Genomic DNA, 24,553 nt, shown 5'->3' on the forward strand with positions numbered 1-24,553 from the left:
AATATGAGAAGAAAAATTGCTAGTTTGAGCATTTTAACCTGTGTTATATGTGGGTTATGTTTTAAGACATCGTATGCACTAAATGAAGATGAGTTTTTAAAATTTCTTATAAATACAAGTTATCCAGAGACTAAGGTAGATACACCTAAATCTGAAAATGAAAAGGAAGCAAGTAAAGCACAAAATAAATCAGAAAAAAAATCTACAAATAAAGAAGATGAATTCGTAAAGATGTATGTAGGAGAAGATAATGTTCCTAAAGTTGAGGATTCATCGAAAAAAGAAAAAACTACAGAGACAGCATCTACAAGTAGCAAATATGTAGATAATGTATTAGCGACAAAAGATCAGCCTCAAATTCTTATATATCATACTCATGGAGGAGAAACGTATGTAAATTCTCCAACTGGAAACTATCACTCTTATGATAAAGAAAATGCTACCCTTGAAATTGGAGCACTTTTAACTCAAGAATTAGATAAAAGAGGAAGATCTGTAGTTCACAATACGACTTACCATGATATGCCAGAGTTTACAGGGGCATATAGTAGAAGCTTAAAAACTATAGAAACAATGCAGGCAAAATATAAAAGCATTGATGTAATAATAGATTTACATAGAGATGGTAGAGATATAGCAAGTGAAAAAGCTAAAAAAGATTTCCATGATGCATGTACAACTAAAATAAATGGAGAAAATGTTGCTAAATTTTTATTTGTTGTAGGTGAAAAAAGTGAGAACTATTCTAAAAATTTACAATTAGCAAAAGAAATTACAGCATTTGCTGAAAGTAAATACCCAGGAATAACAAGACCAGTAGTTAAAAAGCCAAAAGCCAAATTCAATCAATATAAGTCAGACAAGCCATTGTTACTAGAAGTAGGAGGAAATGCAAATACTATAGAAGAAGCTCAAGCATCAGTTAAGTATATTGCAGAAGTAATAGATGAATTTTTAAAAGAAAAAGGTATGTAGGATAGAACTATGAGCCGAGCAGAACGTAAAAAAGAGGAAAAGATTAAAAAGCTATCTAGAAGGCCTATATATAGAGGGATATTTATATTAACTATGGTTTGTGTAATAAGTGGATGCATGTTTTTAATAGATAAAGAGGCTACACTTATGATAGGAAAGATAGAGAAGTACAACATAGAAGTGTTTATAGAAAACTTAAATGGTTCATTTATGAAAACTGTAAAAGATGTAGAAGAAAAAATAAGCAAACTTAATAATTTAAGATAAATTAGGGTTATCGATACGATAGCCCTAATATTATTTTAAGAACCTTTGTTTAAATTGTTGTATCAATATTTACATAATTGCGGATATATTATAAAATAAAAGTTATGATAATAATAAAAAGGAGGAATAAAAGGTGGACAGCAAACAAAGTAGAACGAGAAATTTTAGTATAATAGCGCATATAGACCATGGAAAGTCTACCTTAGCAGATAGATTAATTCAACATACAGGACTTGTTAGTGAAAGAGAGATGAAAGATCAGTTACTAGATAACATGGATCTTGAAAGAGAAAGAGGAATCACTATAAAGCTTCAAAATATTAGATTAGTTTATAAGGCTAAGGACGGACAAGAGTATTACTTAAACTTAATAGATACTCCAGGACATGTAGACTTCAACTATGAGGTTTCAAGAAGTTTAGCAGCTTGTGAAGGGGCATTACTTGTAGTAGATGCAGCTCAAGGTGTTGAAGCTCAGACATTAGCAAATGTCTATCTAGCAATAGATCAAGATTTAGAAATATTACCAGTTATAAATAAAATAGATTTACCAAGTGCAAGACCAGATGAAATAAAAACAGAAATAGAAGATATAATAGGGCTTGATGCAAGTGAAGCTCCACTTATATCAGCTAAAAGTGGATTAAACATAGAAGATGTACTAGAAGCTATAGTTAAAAATGTTCCAGCACCACAAGGTGATAAAGAAGCTCCTTTAAAAGCATTAATATTTGACTCATATTATGATGCATATAAAGGGGTTGTAGCATACGTTAGAGTATATGAGGGAACAGTTAAAAAAGGTATGACTATAAAAATGATGAACACTAATAAAAAGTTTGAAGTAACTGAAGTTGGTGTTATGGCTCCAGGACAAAGAGAGTTAGATGAGTTAAGTGCTGGAGATGTTGGATACATTGCAGCTAGTATAAAAGATATAAGAAGTTGTTGTGTCGGAGATACAATAACTGATGCTAACAACCCAACTGAAAATCCAATGCCAGGATATAAAAAGGCTACTCCAATGGTTTATTGTGGTATATACCCAGGTGAAGGAGAAAAGTACGAAAACGTAAGAGATGCTTTAGAGAAGCTACAAGTTAATGATGCAGCTCTTGAATTTGAAGCTGAAAGTTCAGCAGCATTAGGATTTGGATTTAGATGTGGATTCTTAGGACTATTACATATGGAGATAATCCAGGAGAGATTAGAAAGAGAATTCGATTTAGACATAATAACTACAGCACCATCTGTTATATATAAAGTAACAAAAACTGATGGGGAATTAGTTATGGTACAAAATCCAGCTAACTTACCAGAACGTGATGAGATACAAATGATAGAAGAGCCTATGGTAAAAGGTGATATAATAGTTCCTAAAGACTATGTAGGTACAGTTATGGAACTTTGCCAAGAGAGACGTGGAGATATGATAAATATGGAATACATAGATGAAAAAAGAGTAATGCTTCACTATGATCTTCCACTTAATGAAGTTGTTTATGATTTCTTTGATGCTCTAAAGTCTAGAACAAGAGGATATGGATCATTAGATTACGAGTTAAAGGATTATGTTCCTTCTAAGCTTGTAAAATTAGATATATTAATAAACAAAGAACAAGTTGACGCACTTAGCTTTATAGTTCATGAAAGTAAAGCTTACTCAAGAGGGAAGTCAATGTGTGAAAAATTAAAAGGTGAAATACCTAGACATCAATTCCCAGTACCTATACAAGCTGCAGTTGGTAATAAGGTAATGGCTAGAGAAACTATAAGTGCACTTAGAAAAGACGTTCTTGCTAAGTGTTACGGTGGAGATATATCACGTAAAAAGAAACTTCTTGAAAAACAAAAAGAAGGTAAGAAACGTATGAGACAAATTGGATCTGTAGAAGTTCCACAAAAAGCGTTCATGTCTGTACTAAAATTAGATAGCTAATTATTATAAAATGAAGGGAATTTTCCCTTCATTTTTTTTGTAGAAATAATCAAAAAATGTAGAAAATTTAGTATAAAAACTAATTAAAATTTAATAAAATAATGAGGTAATGGTTATCCTAAATTATAAAATAAATGAATTTATTTAAAGTACTATAAAAAAAAAAATAAAAGTGTCGAAATGTATTGTTATTTATAAAAAAATGTAGTAATATTCATATTGGACATTTTAATAAAGCAGAAATATAAGGAGGAAAACGATGAGCAACAAAGGACTTCAAAAAACTTTAGGTTTTTCGGCAGCGCTTTCTACAGTTGTTGGTATGGTTATAGGTGGAGGGGTATTCTTTAAACCTCAAGCTATATATTCAGCAACAGGTGGAGCACCAGGATTAGGTATGTTAGCATGGGTTATAGCTGGGGTTATAACAATAGCAGCTGGACTTACAGCAGCAGAGGTATCTGCAGCAATACCAAAAACTGGTGGTATGATGATATATATCAAAGAGATATATGGAGACAGATTAGGATTTTTAACAGGGTGGATGCAAGCGGTATTATTCTTCCCGGCGACAGCAGCAGCATTAGGTGTAATATTTGCTCAACAAGCAGCTACTTTAATAGGTCAAAGTGAGACTAATATGGCAGTTGTATTACCAATAGCATTAGGAATTATATTATTTTTAGCAGTTTTAAACACAGTAGGATCTAAATTAGGTGGAACAATACAAACTGTAGCAACTATATGTAAATTAATACCATTAGCTGTTATAATAGTATTCGGATTTATAAATGGATCAGGAGATAACTCAATAACAACTCCATTCATAGGTGAAAACTTATCTATGGGAGCTGTTTTAGGTCAAGTTTTAATAGCAGCATTATTCGCATATGATGGATGGATAAATGTTGGATCTATAGCAGGAGAAATGAAAAACCCAGGTAAAGATTTACCAAAAGCTATAGTTGGTGGTTTATCAATAGTTATGGCTGTTTATGTAGTTATAAACTTAGCTTACTTATGGGTTGTACCAGCTAGTGAAATGGCAACAGTAAGTGCCCCAGCATCATTAGTTGCAGAAAGAATATTTGGACCAATGGGTGGTAAAATAGTAACAGTTGGTATATTAATATCTGTATTCGGTGGATTAAATGGATACTTATTAACTGGACCTAGAGTATCTTACGCATTAGCTTGTGAAGGTACATTACCAGGAAGTAAAGCATTATGTAAGTTAAATAAAGGTGGAGTTCCAGCAAATGCAATATTCTTAATGGCAATACTTGCTTGTTTATATGCATTATCAGGACAATTCAACTTATTAACAGATTTAACAATATTCATAATATGGGTATTCTATGTATTAACTTTCATAGGAGTAATGAAGTTAAGAAAAGATCAACCAAACTTAGAAAGACCATACAGAGTGCCTTTATACCCAATAATACCATTAATAGCAATAGCTGGTGGATTATTCGTTATAGTTAACCAATTAATGAATAATACTTTAGTAGCTGCTGGTGGATTAATAGTTACGGCTATAGGGTTACCAGTTTATTCAGTAATGTCAAAAAAACAAAAAAATAATTAATTAATTATTTAAAAATAGATAAAAAAGAGATAGTAATTTTACTATCTCTTTTTTGTGCTTAAGAAAATTATTACGTGGTTTATATAGAAGTTCAATAAAGTAATATTTTATTTGAATTTTAGATTAATAAGATTAGAATAGTTATGTTTTGAGGTATAATATATATAATTATATTTAAATATTAAGGAGTAATTATGTTAGGACTATATATACATGTGCCGTTTTGCGCGCAAAAATGTTATTACTGTGATTTTAACTCGTATAAAATTAATAGTAATCAAAAGAAAGAATATCTAATAAATATAGAAAGAGAAATGAAATTTTATAAAGGTGAATTTAAGGACAAGTGTTTTGATACAGTATTCTTTGGAGGAGGAACTCCAAGTATTTTAACTGTAGATGAACTGAAAGAACTTGTTAATCATATAAATGAGAATTTTAATATAAAAAAAGACGCAGAAATAACTATTGAATGTAATCCAGGAACAATAAATAGAGAAAAGCTTGAAGCTATGAAAAAAATGGGTATAAATAGATTGAGTATAGGACTTCAAGCTACTCAAAATTATCATTTAAAATCTATAGGAAGAATACATACATATGAAGAATTTGAGAAAAACTATTACGATGCATTAGATATAGGATTTAAAAATATAAATATAGATTTAATGTATGCGCTTCCAAACCAAAAAACTCAAGAATGGAAAGATACATTGGATAAAATTATAAAGTTAAATCCGTCACACATATCTGCGTATTCACTTATATTGGAAGAGGGAACGAAGTTATATGATATGTATCAAAATAAGGAATTTGAATTACTAGATGAAGATACAGATATAAATATGTATAACTATACAATAGATATTTTAAAAAGACATGGATATAACCAGTATGAAATATCTAATTATTCAAAAGAAGATTTAGAATGTAAACATAATATTATATATTGGAAGTGTGACAACTATTTAGGGTTAGGGCCAGGAGCGTCAGGATTTATAGGGGATACTAGATATTCAAATATAGAAGACATATGTGAATACAATAAGTGTATTACGCAAAATATAAGGCCTGTTAGTGAAGAAATAGAATTAACAAAAAAAGATAAGATAGAGGAATTTATATTTATGGGACTTAGAATGAATGAAGGGATAAATATAGATGTATTTAAAGAAAGATTTGATACAGATTTTTATGATATATATCAAGAAGTCATGGATAAGCTTATAAAAAGAGAGCTTGTTAGATTTGACGGAAAAAACATTTCTCTAACTCAAAAAGGAAGAGAAATTTCTAATAGTGTGTTCATAGAATTTTTAAATTAATCAAAAAGTGTTGACAAAGCAAATTTAAAGTGATATAAAATATATATAATCTTTTAGCACTCCAACTAAATGAGTGCTAACAAAAGAGGAGGCTTTGGATTATATGGAATTAAATGAAAGAAAACTAAATATCCTTAAAGCTATTGTTAAAGATTATATAGAAACTGCAGAAGCTGTAGGGTCTAGAACTCTTTCTAAAAAGTATGAGTTAGGAGTTAGTGCAGCCACTATAAGAAATGAAATGGCTGACCTAGAAGAATTAGGATATTTGATTCAACCTCATACCTCCTCAGGGAGAATTCCTTCAGAAAAAGGATATAAGTTATATGTTGACTCTTTAATGAGTACATGTGAATTAAATGATATTGAAAAACATTTAATAGAAGAGTCAATAAACCAAAACATGAATTATATGAAAGATTTGATACATGAAACATCTAAGTTGATATCTAGGTTAACTAATTATACAACTATAGCTGTTACTAAAAATACATCAAATATTCAAGTTATAAAACATGTTCAATTGGTTGGATTAGATGAAAAAAGTATGGTTTTAATAATAGTTACAGAAAAAGGGCAAATAAAAAATACTATTATATCAACCAATATACAGATTGATCAATCTAAACTTAATTTAATTTCTGATAATCTTACTAAGAAGCTTTCAGGAAAAAATATAACTGAAATTGATGAAGATTTTCTAAATTATATAAAATATGAAATAACAGAAAACTCTTTATTTATTGATAAGCTTATTGATGCTCTAAACTTCGATTTTGAAGAAAGCAATACAGCAATATCTTTAAGCGGGGCAACTAATATATTCAATTTCCCAGAATTTAGTGATGTTGTTAGAGCTAAAACATTTCTAAATATGCTGGAAGAGAAAGATAATATATCTAGTATGCTTAAATCTAAAGGAATACAAAAAGAAAACCTAAATATAATTATCGGAAGCGATAATGAATGTGAGGTAGCTCAAGATTGTAGTATTATAACTGCAACTTACAATATAGATAAAAATGTAGTAGGTAAAATAAGCTTGATAGGTCCAACAAGGATGGATTATTCAAAAGTATACTCTATATTAAATTACATGGGACTACTACTAAACAAAAAATAGTTAGGGGTGTAAGTTTTGGAAAACAATATACAAGAAGAATTACAAGAAGATATAAAAGATAATGCATCAGAGGAAGTAGAAGAAGTTATCGAAGAAGCTATAGAAGAGGCTACTGAAGCTAAAGAAGTAGATGAAGCTGATGAGAAAGATAGCAAGATAGAAGAACTTACAGATACTCTTCAAAGACTTCAAGCAGAGTACGCAAACTATAGAAGAAGAACTCAACAAGAGAAAGAAACTATGGGTGTATTTGCTAATGAGAAAATATTAAATGAATTAATACCTGTTATGGATAACATGGAAAGAGCTATGGATGCTTGTACAGATAAAGAAGATAACATGTATAAAGGCATAGATATGGTGCAAAAACAATTAAAAGCTACATTTGAAAAATTCGGACTAGAAGAAATAGAAGCTGAAGGTCAAGAATTTGATCCAAACCTACACTTAGCAGTTATGCAAGAATCAGTAGATGGAACACCAGCAAACCAAGTGGTTATGGTTTTACAAAAAGGGTATAAATTAAGTACAAAGGTGCTAAGACCATCAATGGTTAAAGTATCTTGCTAACATAGAATAAAAAAATAAAATTGAATTAATATCAATTAACATATAAATTTTTAAGGAGGATATTAAAATGGGAAAAATAATAGGAATTGACTTAGGAACAACAAACTCTTGTGTTGCAGTATTAGAAGGTGGAGAACCTCAAATAATAGCAAATAGCGAAGGAATGAGAACTACACCATCAGTAGTTGCATTTACAAAAGATGGAGAAAGAATAGTAGGAGAGCCTGCTAAAAGACAAGCAGTTACTAATGCAGATAGAACAATAATATCTATAAAAACTCACATGGGAACTGATTACAAAGTTAATATAGATGGAAAAGATTATAGTCCACAAGAAATATCAGCTATAACATTACAAAAATTAAAATCAGATGCTGAAAGCTACTTAGGGCAACCTGTAACTGAAGCTGTTATAACAGTTCCAGCATACTTTACAGATGCTCAAAGACAAGCAACTAAAGATGCAGGTAGAATAGCAGGACTTGATGTTAAGAGAATAATAAATGAGCCAACTGCAGCTGCACTTGCTTACGGTATGGATAAATTAGATCAAGAAAAGAAAATATTAGTATTTGACTTAGGTGGAGGAACATTTGACGTATCTGTACTAGAAATAGGAGATGGAACTTTTGAAGTTTTAGCTACTGCTGGTAACAACAGATTAGGTGGAGATGACTTTGACCAAGTTATAATAGATTACTTAGCTGAAGAATTCAAAAAATCTGAAGGTGTAGATTTAAGAAATGATAAAATGGCTCTTCAAAGATTAAAAGAAGCTGCTGAGAAAGCTAAAAAAGAATTATCTTCAACAATGAGTACAAATATAAACTTACCTTTCATAACAGCTACAGCTGAAGGACCAAAACATCTTAACATAGATTTATCAAGAGCTAAGTTTGATGAGTTAACAGCAAGCTTAGTAGAAAAAACTATGGAACCAACTAGAAGAGCATTACAAGATGCTGGACTTTCAACTTCTGATATAGATGATGTATTATTAGTAGGAGGATCTACAAGAATACCAGCTGTTCAAGAAGCTGTTAAGAAATTCATAGGAAAAGAACCTCACAAAGGTATAAACCCAGATGAATGTGTTGCTGCAGGTGCTGCTATACAAGGTGGAGTTTTAGCTGGAGATGTTAAAGATTTATTACTTCTAGACGTTACTCCATTATCTTTAGGAATAGAAACTATGGGTAATGTAATGACTAAGATAATAGAAAGAAATACAACAATACCAACTAAAAAATCTCAAGTATTCTCAACTGCTGCAGATAACCAAACTGCTGTTGATATACATGTTTTACAAGGTGAAAGAAGTATGTCTTTCGACAACACTACTTTAGGTAGATTCCAATTAACTGATATACCACCAGCTCCAAGAGGGATACCTCAAATAGAAGTTACTTTTGATATAGATGCTAACGGTATAGTACACGTTACAGCTAAAGATTTAGGAACAGGAAAAGAGCAAAAGGTAACTATAACTTCAGGAACTAACTTAAGTGAAGAAGAAATACAAGCAAAAGTTAAAGAAGCTGAGATGAATGCTGAAGCAGATAAACAAAAGAAAGAAAAAATAGAAGCATTAAATCAAACTGAAGCTACTATATACCAAATGGAAAAAACTTTAGCTGATGCTGGAGATAAAGTTGATGCTAATGCTAAATCTGAAGTTGAAGCAGAAATAGCTAAATTAAAAGAATTAAAAGCTAAAGAAGACGTTACAGCTGAAGAATTAAATAAAGCTTTAGAAGAATTAAACAAAAAGTTCCACAAAATAGCTGAGCAAATGTACCAACAAACTGCTCAAGATCAACAAGCACAAGGTGGAGCTGAAGAAGAAGCTAAACAAGATGACAATGTAGTAGATGCTGATTTCAGAGAAGTAGATGATCAAAAATAGTATTTGAAAATCAACGTTACTTGTATATAATAAATATATAAAATTAATAATAGCTTGTAGACGTCTACAAGCTATTGTTATGTGATACGAAGGTGGTGGCAAGCGTGGCTAAAAGAGACTATTATGAAGTATTAGGTGTCGACAAAGGTGCTGATGCACAAACGTTAAAAAAAGCATACAGAAAACTTGCAATGAAATATCATCCAGATAGAAACCCAGATGATAAAGAAGCAGAAGCAAAGTTTAAAGAAGTAAACGAAGCATATGAAGTATTATCAGATGATACAAAAAGATCTAATTATGATCAATTTGGTCATGATGGTGTAAATGGAGGCTTCGGAGGACAAGGCGGATTTGGAGGCTTTAACGGTGGAGCTGGAGGCTTTGAAGATATATTCGGAGATATATTTGGTGATATGTTCGGAGGCGGTTTTGGCGGAGGAAGACCTAGAAGAAGAGGTCCTGAACGTGGAGCTGACATAAAACAAACTGTAACTATTACATTTGAAGAAGCTGCATTTGGAGTTAAAAAATCTATAAAGATAAATAGAACTGAAGAGTGTAGTGAATGTCACGGAAGCGGCGCAAAAGATGGAACATCTAAAAAAACTTGTCCAACATGTAACGGTTCTGGAGAGGTTAGAACAGCTCAAAGAACACCATTTGGAAATATAATGAGTACTAGAACTTGTTCTACATGTAACGGAGAAGGAGAAGTTTTAGAATCACCATGTCCTAAATGTAGTGGAAATGGAAAGATTAGAAAAACTAAAACTATAGAAGTTGATATACCAGCAGGTATAGATAATGATCAAATAATTAAGTTAAGTGGTCAAGGTGACTTAGGATCAAAAGGTGGACCTAGGGGAGACTTATATATAATAGTAAATGTTAAGCCTCATACATTATTTACAAGAGATGGATATGATGTATACTTTGAATTACCTATAACATTTGTTCAAGCTGCACTTGGAGACGAAATAGAAGTTCCTACTTTAGATGGTAAAGTAATGTATAATGTTCCAGCAGGAACTCAAACAGGAACAGTATTTAGATTAAGAGAAAAAGGTATATCAAAAATGAGAGGGAATGCAAGAGGTGATCAATATGTTAAGGTTACAGTTGAAATTCCTAAAAAATTAAATGATAATCAAAAAGAACTTCTAAAAGCATTTGCAGAGTCTTGTGGAGATGAAGTTCATGAAAAAAAGAAGACTTTCGGACAAAAGATAGAAGACTTTTTTAAAGGAAAATAAAAGTATAAGATAAAATGAACTCTAATTAGAGTTCATTTTTTGATGTATAAAAAAACTCTATACAGTTAAATAGATTTTATTGAAAATATCTATAAAGTGAAGAGTTAGTTGACTATGTTATTTTGTTTATATAACATTTAAAGAGGGGGGATTTTTATGAAAAAATTATTTGATAGCTTAATATTCAAACTCATATTAGCTGTCTTTTTAGGTCTATTAATTGGACTTTATTCACCAAAATCTTTTATGAATGTTATAGTAACATTAAAGTATATTTTAGGTCAGGTAATTTTCTTTGCAGTTCCTTTAATAATAATAGGATTTATAGCTCCATCTATTGCAAAACTTAAAACCAATGCTTCTAAACTCTTAGGATATGCTATAACTTTTGCTTACATATCTTCTATCGGAGCAGCTACATTTTCTGCTATTTTCGGATATATGTTAATTCCAAAATTATCAATACAATCAACTACAGACACCTTAAGAGAATTACCATCTCTTATATTTCAATTAGACATTCCTCAAATTATGCCTGTTATGAGTGCTTTATTTTTATCAATAATATTAGGTCTTGCAACTGCTTGGACAAAGGCAGATTTATTTGAAAAATTACTAGATCAATTTCAAGATATAGTTCTTAGTTTAGTAAAAAAAATAGTAATTCCATTGCTTCCAATTTTTATTGCAACTACATTTGCAACATTAGCTTATGAAGGGTCTATAACAAATCAATTACCAGTATTTATGAAAGTAATCATTATAGTTCTTATAGGGCATTTTATATGGCTTGCATTTTTATATGCTTTAAGTGGGTTTATGTCGGGGAAAAATCCTATGGAAGTATTAAAACACTATGGACCTGCATACTTAACTGCTGTAGGAAGTATGTCTTCAGCGGCAACTTTGCCTGTTTCAATTGAATGTGCGAAAAAATCCAAAGTTTTAAGAAAAGATATTTTAAATTTCTCAATACCATTATTTTCAAATATACATTTATGTGGATCAGTTTTAACAGAAGTATTTTTCGTTATGGTAGTTTCACAAATTCTTTATGGTAAGTTGCCAGATGTATCATCGATGATATTATTCATAGTTTTACTTGGTATATTTGCTATAGGTGCTCCAGGAGTTCCAGGAGGAACAGTTATGGCATCACTTGGATTAATAACTAGTGTATTAGGATTTAATGAGACAGGAACGGCTCTTATTTTAACTATATTTGCTCTTCAAGATAGCTTTGGAACAGCTTGTAATGTAACTGCTGATGGGGCATTAACGCTTATGCTTACTGGAGTAGCAAGTAAGAAAAATATAAAAGAGGAAATCGAAGAAAAATCAATATAAGGTTAATATATAAGGCTATGAACATTAAATTTATAGCCTTATTTTTGTGTTATTTTCCAATATATAGAAAAAAGCTATAAATAAAGTGTGAAATATTGTAAAAAACTATACTTTATCGAATTCATTGACTTAAAAAAATGTTTTGTATACAATGTTCTTCGGGAGCGACAAATATACTCATATCAGGAAAGGGGTTTACACATGAAAGACTTTTTAAAAACATATAAGTCTTCATTTGTGTTACTAGGTTGTACAATAATTGGAGCCATAGTAGGACTTATACTAGGGCCAAAAGCTACAGTTCTTAAACCATTTGGAGATTTATTCATCAATTTAATCATGATGATAGTAGTCCCACTTGTGTTCTTCAGCGTTGCATCGGGGGTTGCAAACGTCAATAGCATGCAAAGATTCGGGAAAATAATGAAAAATGTAATTATTGTTTTCACATTAACTACATTAGTTATGGCAGTCGTAGGTATTATAGGTACTATAATTTTCAATCCATCAAAAGGAATCGATATTCACTCAGTAAAAGAAATGATGGTTGCTCCAGACCAAGAGAAAATAGCATCAAAAGGAAATTTACTAACTCAAATAGTAAATTCAGTTACAGTTTCTGATTTTAGTGAATTGTTCTCAAGCGGTAACTTATTACAATTAGTAGTATTTGCAGTACTAATAGGAAGTTCAATTGCCGTTTTAGGAGAAAAAGCAAAGACTATAAAGAACATACTTAATGAAGGAACAAATGTAATATTAAATGTAGTAGGAATTATAATGAAGTTGGGGCCTATAGGTTTAGGATGTTATACAGCATCGATTATAGGTGAACTAGGTCAAGAAATAATAGCAGGTTATATAAGAGTATTTTTAACTTATTGTGTATTAGCTGCAATATACTTTGCAGTATGTTATACATTATATGCATACTTATCAGGTGGTAAAAAAGGAGTTAAGAAATTCTATGAAAACTCTATAAGTCCAATAGCTACAGCTCTTGCGACATCTTCAAGCTCTGCTTGTATACCATCTAACTTAGAAGCAAGTAAAAAAATAGGGGTACCAGATGATATAGCTGAAACAGTTATACCTTTAGGAATTAATATACATAAAGATGGTTCGGTATTATCCGTTATAGTAAAAGTTGCATTTTTAACTGGAATACTAGGTGGAAATATGGCAGATCCATCGAACATATTAAACTTATTAGTTACAGTACTTGTTGTTGGAGTATTTATGGCTCCTGTAGCAGGTGGCTGACTTATAGGTGAGATGCTCGTGGTAAGCATCTTCGGATTCCCTGTTGAAGCAATTCCTTTATTAACAGTAATAACTACAATAACAGATATACCTAACACGGTACTTAACACAACTGGAAATACAGTAAGTTCTATGCTAGTTGCAAGACTAGTTGAAGGTAAAAATTGGTTAAAAGAAGAAGTTGAAACTTTTAAAAAGGCAAGCTAACAGGGAAAAGTAGTAATCTTAGGTTAAGATTACTACTTTTTTTATTCTATATGTAAAAATTAAGACTCTATTTTAGTATGAACAACTTTCAAGACTTAAACATAATATATAGTATTCTTTAAAATTATTATGAGGTGGGAGGGTTTATGAGTAAATTCAATTTTATGATAGATGGAAAACACATAACGAATGAAGAAGAACTTCATCAGTTTATACTAGATAAAATAAATTTTGATAATGAAGAACTTGTATTAGATGATAGCTATAGGGGAAGAAAGAAAAAGAAACCAGAATGTAAGCCTCATGGTCCAAGACCTGTTTGCCTTAAGTTAATGTTTCCGTATAAGGTTGAGGTTATGTGCGGTTGTAAGCAAATGATATTTGGAATATTAGTAGATGAGCATGGCCACCCTGTAAAGAATCCTCTTATTGAATTTGAACTATCTGATTACAGTATAGGAAACCTTAGCTTTAGTCCAGCTCTTAGTTTTGGAGATGGGTGTTTTTGCACAACATTTGTAGGTGAAAGGGTAGGTTGCGGATTTTTAAAAATGTGTTGTAAGGGAACTGATTTAGATAGAGTGATACCTGTAGAAGTTACCCCTAATTGTGGATGTTAGAGAAGAGTACTTTTAAGCTCTTCTCTATTTTTACTTTAAATAGGACAAGCTAATTTAGGTTCAAAATTTAATTAAATCCATATTATTTTTAATTAAAATAGAGTATTATATAAAAAGAGGTGAAGACATGAAACAATATAAACATTTAATATTTGACTTAGATGATACTTTATTAGACTTTCAAGATAACGAAAGAAACTCTTTAAAGGTTATTTTTAAAAAGTATAATATTCCTTTTAATGAAAAATCATTTAATCAGTATAAGTCTATAAATAGAGGATTTTGGAGTCAGATAGAACAAGGAACTATAGAAAAAGAAGAGGCACTAACTAAAAGATTCGAAGAATTTTTTGCTTTGTATGGATATAATGTTAAAGGTGAAATAGTAGAAAAAGAATATCAAAATTGCTTAACTAAAGGACATAAAACAATTCCCAAAGCTATGGAAACTTTAATGGAATTAAAAAATAGAGGATACAAAATATTTGCAGGAACAAATGGGATAGGAAAGACTCAAAAACAAAGACTTAAAGATTCTAAAATGGTGTATTTATTTGATGATATATTTATTTCTGAAGAAATGGGAGTTGAAAAACCAAACTCTAAGTTTTTTGAAATAATTTTTAATAAGTACGATTTTATGAAAAAAGAAGATACTCTTATGATAGGAGATAGTTTAGCTTCTGATATAAAGGGTTCTAAGAATTTTGGTATTGATTGTGTATGGTTTAATCCTTTAGATAAAAAATCTAACGATATAAAACCTACATACGAAATTTCTGATATATCTGAACTATTATCAATGTTAAATAAAGAAGCTAGTGTAGCTGTTTAAAAGTATAAATAAAAAATTTCAAACTGGGTATATAAGGGTAAAAAGAGGTGAAAATTATGAGTAATGAAATAAAGGTTCAAAGACCATACAGACATTTTAAAGGGAAGTTATATTATGTACATAGTATAGTTAAACATTCAGAAACGGGAGAGGAATTAGTATCATATCAAATGCTTTATCCTCCTTATGATATGTATGTTAGACCACTTAAAATGTTTCAAGAGAAGGTAGAAGAAGGAAGAGAAGATAATATAACTAATCAAGTTTATAGATTTGAACTATATACAGGAAAATAATTAAGAGGTGATGATATGGCAGGTATAAAATTTGATATACAAGAAAACTTTGGTGTTATTTCGGAAACTTCAAATGGATGGAAAAAAGAATTGAATTTAGTAAGTTGGAATGATAGAGCACCTAAATTTGATATAAGAGATTGGGATTCAAATCATGATAAAATGGGAAAAGGGTTGACTTTAAGTACCGATGAATTAAGAGAACTTAAAAGAATTCTTAATGAAATAGACTTATAAAATTTAATAATTATACTTTTATGTATCCTATATATAAAACATTGATAAAAATGTTTGTTTATATAGGATATTTTTATGCAAAAAAACTATAAAATTTTCAAATTAAAAAATAGCTAAAGATAAGTTAAATTAATGGATGCATAGATAACCATTAAAAAAATAAATGATAAGTATGAAAAACTTGAATTAGTAAAATTGCTTAAAACTGTGTAAAATCAATACTTGAGAGGTATATATATATATGTAATTAAAAATTAAATCAGACTTAAAAAAATAATTTATAAATACAAAATATCATAATAGAGGGTGGTTAAATGAATAAATATATAAATAAACTTGAGAATATGCACATAGGTATAAGTGGAACGTGCTTAGCATTTATAACACTTAGCAATAGTTGGCAAATTAAAAATATCGGATATTTAAAACCAATTGCTATAGCTATAGCATTAGGAATGCTTACTCTTATGCTTATAAGATTAATAAAATTTCCAAAGGTAATGTATAAAGAGCTAAAAGATCCAGTTGTAGGAACATTTTATCCAACTCTTGGTATGGTAACTTGGTTAGTTTGTGGATACTTCTATCCTAAGTTTCCAACTGTATGTAGTACATTATGGATAGGGGCAGCTATATATCATTATGCAATAATTATTTTTTATACAGTAATAAGAATTAAAGAAAAGAAATTTAGCAATATAATGCCAACTTGTTTTATCGTATATACAGGTATGATAACAGGTAGTGTTGCGAGTAAAGGTATGGGAGGTATAATACCTGAAATAGCTCAGTTCATGTTAATGTTTGGATTTGTATTCTACACAATACTTTTACCAGTAGTTCTTTATATAGTATTTAAAAGTGAGATACTAGATGATAAAAAATTACCTACTGTTGGTATAGTTTGTTCACCTGCACCACTTGGAGTAGTAGGTATATTAACAATAGATCCAAATCCTAATATATATATGTTAACTTGGTTAATAGTAACAGGATTAATTCTTTTAGTAGTTGTATATGGATATATATTAAAATTATTTAAAGAAGGATTTAAACCAACATATGCATCATTTACATTCCCATTAGCAATAGCTACTTTAGCAGCGTATAAGTTAGCTGTATACTTTACATCTATAGGACATGCAAAATTAGGCCAAATGTTTAATTTATTAGGTAATATAGAAATATTTATAGCAACATATGTAGTATTCTTTATATTATTAAACTTCTTAAATATGTTCTTTAAAGCAATAAACCCAAGAGTTGGAGAATACTTAGAAAAAGAAGAAGAGTTAATAGGTGGAACTCTTTACTCTCATGAAAAATAAAATTAAATAAATTTTTATTATAAGAAAAGAAACTATATTAAATAATATAGTTTTTTTTTATGTTCAAAAAAATACCGCTTATACAACTAAAAATACCTTTTATATATAATTTATAGAATTAAAAAATTGATGATGTATAATTAAACTCAGATAGGGGGTCAAATATATGAAAATAGATATAGACATAGACAAAAGGTATGAAGAAATTCAAGTTATACTAAGGTCAAATGAGATGAATGATGAGGCTATAGAAATTTTAGAAAAACTAAAAACTACAAAAAACAAATACATTTTAGGTAAATCAGATAAAAAGGTATATATATTAGATATAAAAGACATATATTTTTTCTACAGTGAAAATCAAAAAGTATTTGTTGAAACTGAGGATTTTAGATATGAAGTAGACGAAAGACTATATGAAATAGAAGAAAATTTTAAAAATACATCATTTATTAGAGTTTCGAAATTTTCTATTGTAAATTTAAAGAAAGTTAAAAATATAGATATGAGTTTTAGTGGAAATTTAACTATTAATTTTATAGATGGTAAAAAAGAAAGTATATCTAGAAGATACATATCAAAAATAAAAGATTATTTAAAAAATGGAGGTTTTTAGAATGAGTAAATATATAAAAACATTTATACATAGAGGAATTTTTCAGGGAATACCAGTGGGGGTGTTCATAGGTCAATTAGTGTTTTTTATAATTTTATTAACTAACGATGTAAGTAGTTTTGAAACAACTAGAGAACAGTTTTTTATGCAATTTGTAGCTTCAGCATTTATTGGGTTTTATTGTACAGGGCTAAGTGTTGTATACTCCATAGAAGAATGGAGTTTATTAAAACAGACGTCTATAAATTTAATACTTATTACAATTGTATATTTTCCAATTTCATATTTAACAGGATGGATGCCTAAGAACTTTTTTGGAATAGCTTCATTTATTTTGACATTTATAGTTTTTTATATTGTGGTATGGAATATATTCAGTCATAGAATAAGAAGTATTAACGAAAAACTAGGAAAATTGAATAAGTAGATATTTCAACTTATATCTTGATAAATTTAATTTATATAGGGTATATATCTTACTAAAAAAGATTTATAAGTAGGAGTAATCTTATGAAAATACAAGATATAGTTATAAGAATTTTACTATCTATTTTTATAGGTGGTATAATTGGTTTTAATAGAGAACGAGAAAATGTATCAGCAGGATTTAGAACTCATGCATTAGTTTGTTTAGGAGCAACAATAGCTGCATTAATACAAGTAGAGTTAGCGAGTTTAGCACTAAGCCAAGTAACAAGTGAGCCAGCACTTTCAGGAATAGTAAAGGTGAATGATGGAAGATTTATTGGACAAGTAGTTTCTGGAATAGGTTTTTTAGGAGCTGGAACTATAATAAAAACTAAAGGTTCTGTTAAAGGCCTAACTACAGCAGCTTCTATTTGGACAGTTGCATGTATTGGAATAGCTACAGGAATGGGGTTTTATGAAGTGAGTATTTTAGGTGGTATTAGTACAATAATAGTCCTTGTAGTTTTAAAGAAGATAGAAGGTAAGTATATAAATAAATCTACAAAGATAAAAATTATTATAAAATACAAATCTAAAAAGGAAGCTATAAAAGAATTAAAAAATTCAATTGAAGACTTACAGTTACAAATTGAATCTATAGAATTTGTTGATGAGTTTAATGTTATATATACATTAAAAGATTTAAGGCTTATATGTACAAATGATTTGATAAGTTTACTATCAGAAAATGAAAGTATATTAAAGGTAAGTAAAATCGATAATTTTTAAATAAGGAGTGTACCAAAAGGTACCTCCTATATTTAGTTGAAATTATATCCATATAAAAAAATATTTAAACTAGATGGAATTGAGTCAAAATAAATTTCTTTTTCATTTAGACGATTAAAGTTTTGGCTATCATAAAATCCATAGTTACATCTAGTATCTGTGTATAAATAGATACTATTAACTTTCATGTTAATCATATAATCTGATAGATATTTAATTAAAGTTTTTCCAACTCCAAGCCCTCTAGACTCTTCAGAAACAATAAATAACTGAATACAACCTTGGAAGTCATCTTCTTTACCTTGAATAATTTCTTTATAAGTTTGTGATACTTTAGAAAACTCCTTTATAGCATTTTTATTTTCCTTACTGCAAAAAGCTAATTTTGCACCACTAGAACCCCAACTTAAAATATTAGAAAATTTTCTTAAATGTTTTTTATCATTTTTTGCATTTCCTAATATTATTCCAATAACAACATTATCTTTTACAGCAACCTTACTAAATGAACTATCTAAAAGACATCCCTGCAAGTAAATATTTAATATCGATTCTAATAAATTACTATCTTTTATAAATTCACTAAACCCAAATGCATTATTAATCAATTCTTTAATACGATTATAATCTTTTTTCTCTAAATTTCTATAAACTACATTTTTCATATAAACACACTATCCTTTCTAACTAATAAATTAAAAGTAAAATTTCTGTTGAAAATACCTTATAATGATAGTAATGTATACCCTAAAGGGAGAGTCAATGCGAAAAAATTAAAATTAGGGGATGAAAATTTATGAAAAATTTATACTCTATAGGAGAGGTTTCAAAAATAAAAAAAGTAACTGTAAAAGCATTAAGGTATTATCATAAAGTGGGAATTTTAATTCCTAAATATATAGATGATAATACGGGGTATAGATATTACTCGATAGATCAATTCATAGATATTGATATAATAAAGGGATGTAGAGCACTAGGAACTAGCATAGCTGAGCTTCAAGAAATTTTTAAGGATTGTGAAACAGAAAAACTTTTGAAGTTTTTGCATATAAAAAGATTACAAGCTGAAGAAAATATAATAAAAATGAAAGAAATAATAACTAACATTGACACTTTAAATAATAGTGTTGAATATTCAAAGGCATTAATAAAAGATGGAGAAATCAGGATTAAACATTTTGATGACAGATATATAGTAATAGCACCGTGTAAAGAAGTAGGAAGTTTAAAAGAGCTTATTTCGTACTCAGAATTAGAAAAAATTATTAAAAATAAAAATTTAAATATGTCTATAGAAAGAGGAATTGGATATGATTTTAATTCTGAGGGAGAAGTAGAACCATTTTATGTATTTAATGAAATAATTAAAGATGAAAATATCAAAATAGATAAACATATAGATTTATTGCCTAAAGGTGATTATTTAACATTAGCATACACAAAAGAAAACGAGGAAGAATGTATAAATAAAATTGTAAAATACATAAAAGAAAATAACTTAGAAGTAAAAAAATTTATTGAAATTGAGTTATTTAATGATTTTTTTAATACTAAAACATATAGTTGCCAAATTCAGATACTTATATAAAAAGGTTGTAAAAGTTTTACAACCTTTTGGTTTTATAAAGATACAAGAGCTACTGACTGAATTTGAGCAAGGACTAATTGAGATAAAGCATCTATTAAGTTTTTATTTATAGACATATCTTTTAAAGCTAAAAAGTTCATAAAGCTATTTATTGATATTTTTTCATATATGTATAAATAAGTATGCTTATCTTTTAAGAAATCTTTATTCTTTATAGAGTTATTAATTAAAGAAAGCTCATCTACAGTTGACCCTATTACTGCATGCACACATGTATGTTCTCTATCTAAATCGTAATTTTTTATATAATCACATTTAGAGCTAACTAAGTTGTTCAAACTAATTATAGTATTATAAACATTTTTAGAAGAGTAGTAATTAGATTGATCTTTAACTTGTTTTGATATAAAATCGTATCTATTTTTTATTTGAGGTAGTTGTGATTTATAACTAATTAAAAGATTTTGTAACTGAGTGTTATATTCAATTTCTGTATCTTTGTTTTTAAATTCTAAATCTCTATATTTTAAAGAAGCTTCTTCTAAATCTCTAAATAGCTTAATATCTTCAAGTTTTTTCATGTTAAACCTCCATAATGACTAATTAATTTAAGTTAATTATATTATATAAAATAGAATAATTTAAGAAAATGTTTTCAAAGTAGGGCTGTATACTAATTTTATATAAGAATAATGAATATAAACTTAAGTTTGTACACTTCTTATAATTGATAAAAATAAAGAACTGATTAACAAAAAATAAGCTAAAACTACACTTATATTATAAAAGCTATACTAAGTAAATATAGATGTTTATATCAAATTGACAGTGAAAACGTTTCTAAATATAATGAGACTATATTAGCGAAGGGGGAGAAAAAAGCATGAAAGATATGTTTTATACAATAGATAAACTTAGAAATAGAATACATGAATTAGATAATTATAGATATAGAGATAAAGTAGAACTTGAGTATTTCAACACGAAGTTAAATGGGGACAGAGATATAGCGCCTAATATTCCAACTGAGTATGATGGAGTTATAAAAATTGGTGAGACATGGAAAGGAAGAGATTTATACCTTTGGATGCAAAAGGAAGTTGATATACCATCAAACTGGGAGAATAAAACTGTTGTTGGTATATTTGATTTTGGAGAAACTGGAGCTGGGAACAACTCTGGTTTTGAATCATTATTTTATCTAAATAATAAGCCTTACCAAGGGGTTGATAGCAATCACAAAGAAGTATTTTTACCGAAAGATATTAATGGAACTAGGGTGGAATTAATATTTAGACTATGGACTGGGCTTGAAGGAGGAGGAATTCCAAGAGAACAAGAACACCGTATAAATAGAGCTCAATTAGCGTGGTTAGATGAAAAAGTAGATGATTTATTCTATAATGCAAGTGTAATTTTAGAAACTATAGGAGAACTAGATGAGTATTCTCCAGATAAAGTTCACTTAACAAAAATACTAAATAATGCATTTAAATTAATTGACTGGGCATATCCAGGTAATGAAGATTTTTATAATTCACTACATGAAGCCTCAGATTACTTAAATAAAGAAATAGATAAAATTGATAAACATTCAGTGGTTAATGTAACTTGCATTGGACACACTCATATAGATGTTGCTTGGCTTTGGAGATTAAAACATACTAGAGAGAAATGCGCAAGGTCATTTTCAACAGTATTAAGATTAATGGAAAGATATCCTGAGTACATATTTTTACAAACACAACCTCAGTTATATGAATATGTAAAAAATGATTACCCAGAATTATATGAAGCTATAAAACAAAAGGTTAAAGATGGTAACTGGGAAGTTGATGGTGGAATGTGGTTAGAAGCAGACTGTAATATACCATCAGGAGAATCTTTAGTAAGACAAATTTTAGTAGGTTCGAGATTCATAAAAGAAGAATTCAATAAAGATGTTGAATATTTATGGTTACCAGATGTTTTTGGATACTCATGGGCGTTACCTCAAATATTAAAAAAATCTGGAATAGATATGTTTATGACAACTAAGATAAGTTGGAATCAATATAATAGAATGCCGCATGATACATTTAAGTGGAGAGGAATAGATGGTTCAGAAATACTAACTCACTTTATAACAACTCCAGAACCATGGAGTCAACCTGGATCTTGGTTCTATACATACAATGGAAGACTTACACCTAAAACAGTAAAAGGGGTATGGGATGCATATACAGATAAAGGAATAACTAATGATTTATTAGTATCTTATGGTTTTGGAGACGGTGGCGGTGGAGTAAACCGTGAAATGTTAGAGTATAGAAAAAGATTAGATAAAATGCCAGGATTACCTAATGTAAAGACTGGAAAAGCTAGTGAATACTTTAGATGTTTAAAAGAAAAGGTAGAAAAAACTGATGAATATGTTCATACATGGGATGGAGAATTATATTTAGAGTATCATAGAGGTACATATACAAGTCAGGCATACACTAAAATGATGAATAGAAAACTAGAACTTTTATATAGAGAAACAGAGTGGTTATCAACTGTAGCTTGCTTAACTAACAATGATTGGTCATTATATGCGAATAATGAAATAACTAAAGGATGGAAGACTATACTTAGAAACCAATTCCATGACATAATACCTGGTTCGTCTATAACGGAAGTTTATGAAGATGCAAAACAAGAGTATAAAGAAGCAGAAGACATCGCATTAGATATACAAAATAAACTTGAAGAAATATATATAAATAAAGATGAACATACTTGGACAATAGTAAATAACTCTAATTGGGATAGAAATGAATCTATAAATATAAAATGCGATGAAGATGGAAGTTTTTATGATGAAGATGGAAATAAACTAAAATATCAAAGAAATAAAGATGAATATACAGTAGAAATTAAAGGTATTCCAGCACTTGGATATAAAAGAATAATATTAAAAGTAGATGATGTACAAGATGATAACAACTCAGTATTTGAATACTGTGATGGTAAAATTTCAACTCCTAAATATGATATAGAGTGGAATGAATATGGACAATTAACATTTATATATGATAAAGAAAACAAAAGAGAAGTATTGGCTAAGGGTGAAAGAGGAAATGTTCTTCAAATGTTTGAAGACAAGCCAATGGCACATGAAGCATGGGATATTGATATATTCTACCAAGAGAAGATGAGAGAAGTAAAAGATTTACAAAGTGTTGAATTAATAGAAGACGGAAATCTAAAAGCTGTTATAAGATTTAAATATAAGTATATGAATACGACAATAAGCCAAGACATGATAGTATACGCTAATAGTAGTAGAATAGATTTTAAAACAAATGTTGATTGGAGAGAGAAAAAGCAATTACTTAAAGTAGCATTTGTAGTAGATATAAGAAGTACTATGGCTACATACGATGTTCAGTTTGGAAATGTAAAAAGACCAACTCACTGGAATACTAGCTGGGATAGAGCTAGATTTGAAAGTGTTGCGCAAGAATGGGTTGATTTATCTGAAAGAAATTATGGGGTGAGTTTATTAAATAATTGCAAATATGGCCATGACATAAAAGACAATGTAATGAGATTAACATTGTTAAAATCAGCGACACACCCTGATCCAGTACAAGATCAAGGAGAACAAAACTTTACTTATTCACTATTACCTCATAGTGGAGATTTTATAGATGGAAACACAGTAAAGCATGCATATGAACTTAATCAACCGTTAAGAGCTATAAAAGGAATGTTAAAGAGTGAAGTTAAAAAGCAATTATTTAAATTTAATGATGCAAACATATTAGTTGATGCTATAAAGAAAGCTGAAGATGAAGATATGATAATAATCCGTTTCCATGATTATTCAGGAAGTAGACAAAATGTAAGTATAGATAGTGATTATGAAATTACTGGATGGATGGAGACAAACTTAATGGAAAAACCAATAGAGAATTTAAGAAATGAAAACTCTATAAATATTGTTGTAAATCCATATGAAATTAAAACACTTATGATAAAAATGAAGTAATGTAAGTCCCTTAGGGGCAGGCTTGTGGTATAAACAGTTGGTTTCTTCA

General features: G+C 29.1%; 22 protein-coding genes and 1 pseudogene. 21 read left to right on the forward strand and 2 right to left on the reverse strand.

Annotated features, from left to right (window positions below):
- The first annotated feature begins 3 nt into the window (after positions 1-3).
- The 19 genes and pseudogenes from spoIIP to ACN6I1_RS02620 all read left to right on the forward strand — a co-directional run bounded on the left by spoIIP (position 4) and on the right by ACN6I1_RS02620 (position 18,898).
- On the forward strand, positions 4-975 hold the full coding sequence (gene spoIIP / locus ACN6I1_RS02530) for a stage II sporulation protein P (RefSeq protein WP_419742609.1): 972 nt from the start codon (positions 4-6) through the stop codon (positions 973-975).
- A 9-nt stretch (positions 976-984) separates the two neighbouring features.
- Complete coding sequence (locus ACN6I1_RS02535) at positions 985-1,242, forward strand: hypothetical protein (protein ID WP_419742610.1); 258 nt, start codon at positions 985-987, stop codon at positions 1,240-1,242.
- A gap of 133 nt (positions 1,243-1,375) precedes the next feature.
- Positions 1,376-3,181 carry a translation elongation factor 4 gene (gene lepA, locus ACN6I1_RS02540; RefSeq protein WP_114542742.1) on the forward strand — a complete coding sequence of 602 codons (1,806 nt, stop codon included), beginning with the start codon at positions 1,376-1,378 and terminating at the stop codon, positions 3,179-3,181.
- Between the two features lie 259 nt (positions 3,182-3,440).
- A complete protein-coding gene (locus ACN6I1_RS02545) occupies positions 3,441-4,772 on the forward strand; it encodes an APC family permease (protein WP_021432087.1) in 1,332 nt (443 codons plus the stop codon).
- A 194-nt stretch (positions 4,773-4,966) separates the two neighbouring features.
- Entirely contained in the window at positions 4,967-6,097 is a 1,131-nt protein-coding gene (gene hemW / locus ACN6I1_RS02550; protein WP_419742611.1) for a radical SAM family heme chaperone HemW, read from the forward strand.
- Positions 6,098-6,200: 103 nt separating this feature from the next.
- Positions 6,201-7,220 (forward strand): heat-inducible transcriptional repressor HrcA, encoded by a 1,020-nt coding sequence (gene hrcA, locus ACN6I1_RS02555; RefSeq protein ID WP_419742612.1) that lies wholly within the window; start codon positions 6,201-6,203, stop codon positions 7,218-7,220.
- A gap of 15 nt (positions 7,221-7,235) precedes the next feature.
- Positions 7,236-7,790, forward strand: a complete 555-nt coding sequence (gene grpE, locus ACN6I1_RS02560) for a nucleotide exchange factor GrpE (RefSeq protein WP_021432089.1) — start codon at positions 7,236-7,238, stop codon at positions 7,788-7,790.
- Positions 7,791-7,857: 67 nt separating this feature from the next.
- Positions 7,858-9,696, forward strand: coding sequence for a molecular chaperone DnaK (dnaK, locus tag ACN6I1_RS02565; protein WP_085282640.1), 1,839 nt, complete (start codon positions 7,858-7,860; stop codon positions 9,694-9,696).
- Positions 9,697-9,800: 104 nt separating this feature from the next.
- A complete protein-coding gene (dnaJ, locus tag ACN6I1_RS02570; RefSeq protein ID WP_021432091.1) occupies positions 9,801-10,952 on the forward strand; it encodes a molecular chaperone DnaJ in 1,152 nt (383 codons plus the stop codon).
- Positions 10,953-11,108: 156 nt separating this feature from the next.
- Positions 11,109-12,299, forward strand: a complete 1,191-nt coding sequence (locus ACN6I1_RS02575; protein ID WP_419742613.1) for a dicarboxylate/amino acid:cation symporter — start codon at positions 11,109-11,111, stop codon at positions 12,297-12,299.
- A 201-nt stretch (positions 12,300-12,500) separates the two neighbouring features.
- Positions 12,501-13,769 (forward strand): annotated as a pseudogene (locus ACN6I1_RS02580) (dicarboxylate/amino acid:cation symporter).
- A gap of 146 nt (positions 13,770-13,915) precedes the next feature.
- Complete coding sequence (locus ACN6I1_RS02585; RefSeq protein ID WP_046822118.1) at positions 13,916-14,389, forward strand: hypothetical protein; 474 nt, start codon at positions 13,916-13,918, stop codon at positions 14,387-14,389.
- Between the two features lie 127 nt (positions 14,390-14,516).
- Entirely contained in the window at positions 14,517-15,224 is a 708-nt protein-coding gene (locus ACN6I1_RS02590) for a YjjG family noncanonical pyrimidine nucleotidase (RefSeq protein ID WP_419742614.1), read from the forward strand.
- 56 nt (positions 15,225-15,280) lie between these two features.
- Positions 15,281-15,520: a DUF1653 domain-containing protein gene (locus tag ACN6I1_RS02595; protein WP_419742615.1), complete on the forward strand. Its 240-nt coding sequence runs from the start codon at positions 15,281-15,283 to the stop codon at positions 15,518-15,520.
- A 15-nt stretch (positions 15,521-15,535) separates the two neighbouring features.
- Positions 15,536-15,757 (forward strand): YdbC family protein, encoded by a 222-nt coding sequence (locus tag ACN6I1_RS02600; protein WP_419742616.1) that lies wholly within the window; start codon positions 15,536-15,538, stop codon positions 15,755-15,757.
- Positions 15,758-16,071: 314 nt separating this feature from the next.
- Positions 16,072-17,085 carry a TDT family transporter gene (locus tag ACN6I1_RS02605; RefSeq protein ID WP_419742617.1) on the forward strand — a complete coding sequence of 338 codons (1,014 nt, stop codon included), beginning with the start codon at positions 16,072-16,074 and terminating at the stop codon, positions 17,083-17,085.
- A gap of 166 nt (positions 17,086-17,251) precedes the next feature.
- Entirely contained in the window at positions 17,252-17,701 is a 450-nt protein-coding gene (locus tag ACN6I1_RS02610) for a LytTR family DNA-binding domain-containing protein (RefSeq protein ID WP_419742618.1), read from the forward strand.
- Position 17,702: 1 nt separating this feature from the next.
- A complete protein-coding gene (locus ACN6I1_RS02615; protein WP_419742619.1) occupies positions 17,703-18,128 on the forward strand; it encodes a DUF3021 domain-containing protein in 426 nt (141 codons plus the stop codon).
- 83 nt (positions 18,129-18,211) lie between these two features.
- A complete protein-coding gene (locus ACN6I1_RS02620; protein WP_419742620.1) occupies positions 18,212-18,898 on the forward strand; it encodes an MgtC/SapB family protein in 687 nt (228 codons plus the stop codon).
- Positions 18,899-18,930: 32 nt separating this feature from the next.
- Here the strand turns inward: ACN6I1_RS02620 and ACN6I1_RS02625 are convergent, their stop codons facing one another.
- Positions 18,931-19,563, reverse strand: a complete 633-nt coding sequence (locus ACN6I1_RS02625) for a GNAT family N-acetyltransferase (RefSeq protein ID WP_419742621.1) — start codon at positions 19,561-19,563, stop codon at positions 18,931-18,933.
- Positions 19,564-19,694: 131 nt separating this feature from the next.
- Here ACN6I1_RS02625 and ACN6I1_RS02630 point away from each other — a divergent pair, with 131 nt between their 5' ends.
- On the forward strand, positions 19,695-20,489 hold the full coding sequence (locus tag ACN6I1_RS02630) for a MerR family transcriptional regulator (RefSeq protein ID WP_419742622.1): 795 nt from the start codon (positions 19,695-19,697) through the stop codon (positions 20,487-20,489).
- A gap of 32 nt (positions 20,490-20,521) precedes the next feature.
- Here ACN6I1_RS02630 and ACN6I1_RS02635 read toward each other — a convergent pair whose 3' ends face one another.
- On the reverse strand, positions 20,522-21,070 hold the full coding sequence (locus tag ACN6I1_RS02635; RefSeq protein WP_021429806.1) for a hypothetical protein: 549 nt from the start codon (positions 21,068-21,070) through the stop codon (positions 20,522-20,524).
- A gap of 302 nt (positions 21,071-21,372) precedes the next feature.
- Here ACN6I1_RS02635 and ACN6I1_RS02640 point away from each other — a divergent pair, with 302 nt between their 5' ends.
- Positions 21,373-24,504 (forward strand): alpha-mannosidase, encoded by a 3,132-nt coding sequence (locus ACN6I1_RS02640; RefSeq protein ID WP_419742623.1) that lies wholly within the window; start codon positions 21,373-21,375, stop codon positions 24,502-24,504.
- Positions 24,505-24,553 lie beyond the last annotated feature (49 nt).

The organism is Paraclostridium dentum (assembly GCF_048568265.1).
In the GTDB taxonomy this organism is placed as follows: domain Bacteria; phylum Bacillota; class Clostridia; order Peptostreptococcales; family Peptostreptococcaceae; genus Paraclostridium; species Paraclostridium dentum.